Raw genomic sequence first — 6,640 nt, forward strand, 5'->3', positions numbered from 1 at the left:
GTTCCTGTCGGGGTTGCGCGGCGGGCCTACACGCCCAGCACGAGGCGGGCGATGATGCCCTTCTGCACTTCGGTCGTGCCGCCGTAGATCGAGGTCTTCCGCATATCGGCATAGCCGGCGCCCGCAGCGGCAGCCATCTCGGGGCCGGGGCCGTGAAAATCGTTGCCGGCCACCAGCCAGTCGGGGTCATAAGGCCAGGCGTCCGGGCCCGCGACTTCCATCTGCAGCATGGCCAGGTCCTGCTGGATCTCGGACCCGCGGATCTTCAGCACCGAGGCCTCCGGCCCGGGCGTGCCATCGTTGCTGGCGGCCACACGCAGCAGCAGCATTTCCAGCGCCATGATGTCGACCTCGATACGCGAGATGCGGTCGCGCATCCGGCTGTCATGCAGCAGCGGCCTGCCGCGCGACTGCGCGCGCGCCGCCATGTCTTTCAGGATGCCCAGTTCGCGGTGGCAATGGCCCAGGCCCGCAATGCCGGTGCGCTCGTGGCCGAGCAGGTACTTGGCGTAGGTCCAGCCCTGGTTTTCCTCGCCGACAAGATTGGCGACCGGCACGCGCACGTCTTCCAGCCAGACCTCGTTGACGTCATGGCCGCCGTCCAGCGTGCGGATGGGCCGCACCGTGACGCCCGGCGAGCGCATGTCCAGCAGCAGCATCGAGATGCCGCGCTGCGCGCGCGCATCGGGATCGGTGCGCACCAGGCAGAACATCCAGTCCGCATACTGCGCCAGCGTGGTCCAGGTCTTCTGGCCGTTGACCACATAGTCGTCACCATCGCGCACGGCGCGGGTTTTGAGGGACGCCAGGTCGGAACCGGAACCCGGCTCGGAATACCCCTGGCACCACCAGTCCTCCACACGGATCATGCGCGGCAGCAGCCGGGCCTTCTGCTCGGCGCTGCCGTATTTCATCAGCACGGGGCCGATCATGGACAGGCCGAACGGCAGCAGCCGCGGCGCGCCCGCCTTGAAGCATTCCACTTCGAAGATCAGGCGTTGCAAGGCGTTCCACCCCGTGCCGCCGTGCTCGACCGGCCAGTTGGGCGCGCCCCAACCCTGGTCGGCCAGGATGTTGTGCCACCGCACGTAGTCGTCGCGTTCCAGCCGCTGGTGCCGCAGCACCTTGGCGCGTATGTCTTCCGGCAGCTTCTCGGCGGCGAAGGCGCGCACGGCTTCGCGGAATTGGCGCTCTTCTGGCGTCCAGGTCAGGTTCATGGTCCACCTCCTTTGCCCGGTATCTAGCCACGGCGCGTACGGCCGGACAATCTGCCTCTCCCGAAGACGGGCTTCGCGTTGCGTGTAGGGCGTGCGGTCCACTACGGATTGGCAAAAGTCCTGCTTCAGCAATGAAGAATGGCCGAAGCCGTTGGCAGTGCGGACACTAGGCGCTGTTCAGCTTCACGCTTCAGATTCACGCTTCAATCACTGGAATCCCATCGCACCATGACTGCTCCCGATCAGACGGATGGCGTCTCGCAAGGCGTCGAGGCGCAATACCGCCAGGCGCTCGACGACGGCCGCTTCCTCATCCAGCGCTGCGGCGGCTGCGACCGCGCCGTGTTCTATCCCCGCATGATCTGCCCGCACTGCGGCGCGGACAAGCTTTCCTTCGCGGCGCCCGACGGGCGCGGCACCGTCTATTCCACCACCGTCGTGCGGCGCAAGCCCGAGGCGGGTGGCGACTACAACGTCGCGCTGATCGACCTGCAGGAAGGCGTGCGGCTGATGAGCCGCGTCGACGGTGTGGCGCCGGACGCCGTTCGCATCGGCATGGGCGTGCGCGCGCAGGTGATCCAGCAGGACGGCCGCGGGCTGGTCGTCTTTGTTCCCAACAAGGAGGCGGCATGACGCTGAACGAATTGCGCGGCGCTGTGGCGGTGGCCGGCGTGGGCCACGCGGGCCTCGGACAGGCCACGGGCTTTACCGAAATGGAAATCCTGGTGCAGGCGGCGCAGCGCGCCGTGGCGGACGCGGGCCTGACGATGCGCGACATCGACGGCATCTGCACGGCCAGCGTGGCCGCGCCGATGTGGGCCATGCCGGTGATCGAACACCTGGGCATCCGCCCGACGTTCATCGACAGCACCATGCTGGGCGGGTCGAGCTTCGTGGCGCATCTGATGCCGGCGCTGCACGCGCTGGCCTCCGGCCAGTGCAATGCCGTGCTGGTCTGCTACGGCAGCACACAGCGCACGTCCACGCTCAGCCGCGCCGAGGTAGGACGCGTGCGCAAGCAGTTCGATCCGCAACCCTACGAGTCCCCCTACGATCCGCTCAACCCGTTGTCCTCGTACGCGCTGGCAGCCGCCCGGCACATGCATCAGTACGGCACCCGGCGCGAAGATCTGGCGCGGGTGGCGCTGGCGGCCAACCAGTGGGCGCAGCTCAATCCGGAAGCGCAATTGCGCGAGCCGGCCACGCTGGATCAGATTCTGTCTGCGCGCATGGTGTCCGACCCCTTGAGCGTGCGCGATTGCTGCCTGGTCACCGACGGCGCGGGCGCCTACGTGCTGGTGCGCGCCGACCGCGCGCGCGACTTGCCGCGCCCGCCCGTCTATGTGCTGGGCAATGCGACGGCGGTGTGGAACCGGCAGATCTCTTCGATGGAAGACCTGACGGTCACCGCCGCGTCCGAGTCTGGCCGCCGGGCTTTCGCGATGGCGGGCCTTGCCCCCAAGGACATCGACGTCGTCGAACTCTACGACGCGTTCACCATCAACACGTTGCTGTTCCTGGAAGACCTTGGCTTCTGCGCCAAGGGCGAAAGCAAGGAGTTCATCGCGGACGGCGCCATTGCGCCCGGGGGCCGGCTGCCGGTCAACACCAACGGCGGCGGGCTGTGCTGCGTGCATCCCGGCATGTATGGCGTCTTCATCATGATCGAGGCAGTGCGCCAGCTTCGCGGCGAATGCGGCGAACGGCAGGTTTCGGACGCACAGCTTGCGCTGGTGCATGGCAATGGCGGTACCCTGTCCAGCCAATCGACCGCCATCCTGGGCACCCAGGCAACTCTTTGATCCTGACGTATCAACCCATGTCTCACGCAGAACCCATCACCCGCATCCACGACATCCTGGCGCTGCAGGCGCGCCGGCAGCCCGACGCCATCTGCCTGTACGAGGAAGGCGGCGGCACGGTGACCTACGCCCAGTTGTGGCAGCGGGTGCAGGACACAGCGCAATGGCTGCGCGGCCAGGGCGTGCAGCCCGGCCATCGCGTGATGATGGTGGGTGAGAACTGCACGGCGATGCTGGCGGCGCTGTTCGGGTGCGGCGTGGCAGGCGCCTGGCCGGTGGGCGTGAACGCGCGCCTGTCCGGCCGCGAGATCGACAACATCCGCCAGCACGCGCAGCCCGAACTGGTGCTGTTCACGAGCGGCGTGTCGGCGGCGGCTGCCGCCCATGCCGCCGCGGCGGGCGCGGTCGACGCGGACGCGGCCGTCTGGGGACCGGGCGTCGCTGCCGCGCGCGCGGCCGAGCCGACGCACGCTGAAACCGGCGAGCTGGCCGGCGAGGTCGCCACGGTGATCTACACGTCAGGCACCACTGGCGCGCCCAAGGGCGTGATGGTGCCGCATCGCGGGCTGATCCACTTTGCGCGGGTGTCGGCGGCGTCACGCCGGCTGACGCCGCACGATATCGGTTACGCGGCCCTGCCGATGTCGCACATCTTCGGCATCGCGACCGTGTTGATGGCCACGCTGCATGCGGGGGCCAGCCTGGTGCTGCGCAGCCGCTTCGATCCGGAAGACGTGTTCAAGGCGCTGGCGCATCCCGGCGTCAGCATCCTGCAGGGCGTGCCGACGATGTTCAGCCGCCTGATGGCGGTGGCGCCGCCCCGCACGGAACTGCGCGCGCCGGCCTTGCGCTACCTGTACACGGGCGGCGCGGCGCTGGATCCGACACAGAAGCGCGATGCCGAACGCTACTTCGGCGTGCCGATGCACCACGGCTACGGCATCACGGAGTACGCGGGCTCCATGTTCATAACGGACATCGATTCGCCGCGGGACGATTGCTCGGCGGGGCATGCGGTGGACGGCGTGGAACTGCGTATCGGCAGCCCGGACGCGGCGACTGCGCCGGGCACGCGCGGCGACCTGCTGATCCGCGGTCCGGGCGTGATGCTGGGCTATTACCGCAATCCGGAACAGACAGCGCAGGCGCTGCTGCCGGGCGGCTGGCTCAACACGGGCGACATCGGCTTTGTCGACGCCAGCGGCGCGCTGTTCATCTCGGGGCGGTCGAAGGACCTGATCATCCGGTCGGGCTTCAACGTTTACCCGATCGAGGTCGAGTCGGTCATCAACGCGTTTCCCGGTGTGCGGCTGTCGGCCGTGGTGGGACGCGACACCGAAGATCACAACGAAGAGGTCATCGCTTTCGTCGAGCCGCTGCCGGGCGCGACGATCGACACGAATCTGCTGATGCTGCACCTGCGCGCCCAGCTTGCGCCGTACAAGCGGCCGGCGCGGATCATTCCCATCGAGACGATTCCCACCACCGTCAGCGGCAAGATCCTGAAGCAGCCGCTGAAAGAAAGGCTGGCGTAGGCGCGGACAGCTGTTCCGCTCTGACGACCGGCCACCTATGCACAAGGAGACAAGAGCGTGAACATCAAGACCCTGATCGCCGCGGCCTCGGCCGTGGCCGCGCTGGCTGGCGCGCAAACCGCCTCGGCGCAGACGTACCCCGACCGCCCCATCCGCCTGCTCGTGGGCTACGCGCCGGGCGGCCCGGTGGACACGACGGCGCGCGTCTTTGCGAAGTATCTCGGCGACAAGCTGGGACAGACCGTGGTGGTGGAGAACCGTGCAGGCGCGAGCGGCATGATCGCGTCAGACGCGACCGCCAAGGCGACGCCGGACGGCTACATGTTGGGCTTTGCAGCGAGCCCGACGCTGACGATGTCGCCGCTGGTCCAGCGCAGCACGCTCTTTGACCCCCGTAAGGACTTTTCGCTGATCGGCCTGGTGGTGGATTATGCGAACGTGCTGCTGATCGGGCCGCAGATTCCGGCGAAGAATGTGGGCGAACTCGTCACCTATGCGCGGGAGCATCCGGAGGCGGTGTCGTTCGGGTCAGCGGGGATCGGGGCGTCGAATCATCTTTCGGCTGAATTGCTGAAGAAGCAGAGCCAGGCGTCGATGCTGCACGTGCCATATCGGGGGAATTCACCGGCGATGATGGACGTGGTGAGCGGGAAGGTGACGTTCATGTTCGACATCACGAGCACGGCGATTCCATTCGTGAAAAGCGGCAAGGCGCGCGCGCTGGCGGTGACGTCGAAGACGCGCAATCCGGAGCTGCCGGACGTGCCGACGATGATGGAAGCCGGGATGAAGGATTACGAGGTGGTGGGCTGGTATGCGCTGGTGGGGCCGAAGAAGCTGCCTGATGCGGTGACGGCGCGGCTGACACAGGCGCTATCGGATGTGTCGAAGGATCCGGCTTTCCGCCAGGCGATGACGGAAGGCGGGTACACGATCAACGCGGGCGATTCGAAGGCGCTGCAGGCGCGGATCGACCGCGAGTACGCGTTGTGGTCGGACGTGATCCAGACCGCGAACATTCAGGCCAATTGATTTTCCCCGGAGCATCACGATGAATTGCCCGTCCGCATTGCGAGACCAGATCCGCCTGCCTGTGATTGGCGCCCCGATGTTTCTGGTGTCGGGGCCGCAACTGGTGGTCGCGCAGTGCGCGGCGGGGATCATCGGGACGTTTCCGTCGCTGAACGCGCGGCCGCAGGAGCAGTTGCACGAGTGGATCACGCGGATCGAAGATGGACTGGCGGCGCGGCGTCTCGCGGCGCCATCGCAGAAGGTGGCGCCGTATGGGGTGAACCTGATCGTGCATCCGAGCAATCCGCGGTGGCAAGGAGATCTTGCGATCTGCGCGGAACGGCGGGTGCCGTTGCTGATTACTTCTCTGCACGCGCCGGAGGCGGTGGTGAAGGCGGCGCATGCCTATGGGGGGGTGGTCTATCACGATGTGACGAACGTGCGGCATGCGAAGCGGGCGCTGGATGCGGGGGCCGATGGGTTGATCCTTGTTGCCGCGGGGGCAGGCGGACATGCGGGGCAGATGAATCCGATTGCGCTGGTGAATGAGATACGGGCCTTTTATGACGGGCCATTGGCGTTGTCGGGGTGCATCAGCCATGGGAAGGATATCTTGGCTGCGCAGGTGCTTGGGTGCGATTTTGCATATATGGGGACTCGGTTTATTGCTACCCGGGAGTCGCTTGCGGGGGATGCTTATCGGGAGATGGTGCTGGCTGCGCAGGCGGGGGATGTGACTTATACGGCTTACTTTTCTGGGGTGCCGGCGAATTATTTGTCGGCCAGTATTTTGGCGGCGGGGTTGGATCCGGTTGTGTTGGGCAGCAATGGGGTGACGCCGCCTCCGAATATGGATAAGAGTTCTCGGCCTAAGGCTTGGAAGGATGTTTGGAGTGCTGGGCAGGGGGTGGGGGCTGTGCAGGAGGTGTTGGGGGTTGCTGATCTGGTGGCGCAGTTGGAGGGGGAGTATCTGGGGGCTATTGGTGCTGTTTCGCGAACGGTTTGAGTTCTTTTGACGCCCGGCGGTTCGTCGGGCTGAGTTGGTTCTTTTGACGCCCGGCGCGGCGTCGGCCTG

The 6,640-nt window shown here is 66.6% G+C and carries 6 protein-coding genes; 5 read left to right on the top strand and 1 reads right to left on the bottom strand.

Annotated elements, in window-relative coordinates; translation table 11 throughout:
• Positions 1 to 26: 26 nt before the first annotated feature.
• On the bottom strand, positions 27 to 1,217 hold the full coding sequence (locus AC6CIE_RS27645) for an acyl-CoA dehydrogenase family protein (RefSeq protein WP_498094951.1): 1,191 nt from the start codon (positions 1,215 to 1,217) through the stop codon (positions 27 to 29).
• Between the two features lie 228 nt (positions 1,218 to 1,445).
• Between AC6CIE_RS27645 and AC6CIE_RS27650 the strand changes: the two genes are divergently transcribed.
• Genes AC6CIE_RS27650 through AC6CIE_RS27670 form a run of 5 tightly spaced genes read left to right on the top strand, consistent with a single transcriptional unit; the run spans position 1,446 to position 6,571 of the window.
• Complete coding sequence (locus tag AC6CIE_RS27650) at positions 1,446 to 1,850, top strand: Zn-ribbon domain-containing OB-fold protein (RefSeq protein WP_343737124.1); 405 nt, start codon at positions 1,446 to 1,448, stop codon at positions 1,848 to 1,850.
• Positions 1,847 to 3,019 carry a thiolase family protein gene (locus AC6CIE_RS27655; protein ID WP_175123282.1) on the top strand — a complete coding sequence of 391 codons (1,173 nt, stop codon included), beginning with the start codon at positions 1,847 to 1,849 and terminating at the stop codon, positions 3,017 to 3,019. Before AC6CIE_RS27650 ends, AC6CIE_RS27655 begins: the two co-directional genes overlap by 4 nt.
• Before the next feature lie 17 nt (positions 3,020 to 3,036).
• Positions 3,037 to 4,554 (top strand): class I adenylate-forming enzyme family protein, encoded by a 1,518-nt coding sequence (locus AC6CIE_RS27660; RefSeq protein WP_498094953.1) that lies wholly within the window; start codon positions 3,037 to 3,039, stop codon positions 4,552 to 4,554.
• Between the two features lie 57 nt (positions 4,555 to 4,611).
• Positions 4,612 to 5,586, top strand: a complete 975-nt coding sequence (locus AC6CIE_RS27665) for a Bug family tripartite tricarboxylate transporter substrate binding protein (protein ID WP_498094955.1) — start codon at positions 4,612 to 4,614, stop codon at positions 5,584 to 5,586.
• A 19-nt stretch (positions 5,587 to 5,605) separates the two neighbouring features.
• Positions 5,606 to 6,571: an NAD(P)H-dependent flavin oxidoreductase gene (locus tag AC6CIE_RS27670; protein WP_498094957.1), complete on the top strand. Its 966-nt coding sequence runs from the start codon at positions 5,606 to 5,608 to the stop codon at positions 6,569 to 6,571.
• The last annotated feature ends 69 nt before the right edge of the window (positions 6,572 to 6,640 follow it).

Source organism: Achromobacter sp. GQ309, assembly GCF_059759315.1.

What these genes read in the sequence shown, in the direction of transcription:
- AC6CIE_RS27645 (WP_498094951.1), bottom strand. Translation starts at nt 1,217, where the DNA reads ATGAACCTGACCTGGACGCCAGAAGAGCGCCAATTCCGCGAAGCCGTG.
- AC6CIE_RS27650 (WP_343737124.1), top strand. Translation starts at nt 1,446, where the DNA reads ATGACTGCTCCCGATCAGACGGATGGCGTCTCGCAAGGCGTCGAGGCG.
- AC6CIE_RS27655 (WP_175123282.1), top strand. Translation starts at nt 1,847, where the DNA reads ATGACGCTGAACGAATTGCGCGGCGCTGTGGCGGTGGCCGGCGTGGGC.
- AC6CIE_RS27660 (WP_498094953.1), top strand. Translation starts at nt 3,037, where the DNA reads ATGTCTCACGCAGAACCCATCACCCGCATCCACGACATCCTGGCGCTG.
- AC6CIE_RS27670 (WP_498094957.1), top strand. Translation starts at nt 5,606, where the DNA reads ATGAATTGCCCGTCCGCATTGCGAGACCAGATCCGCCTGCCTGTGATT.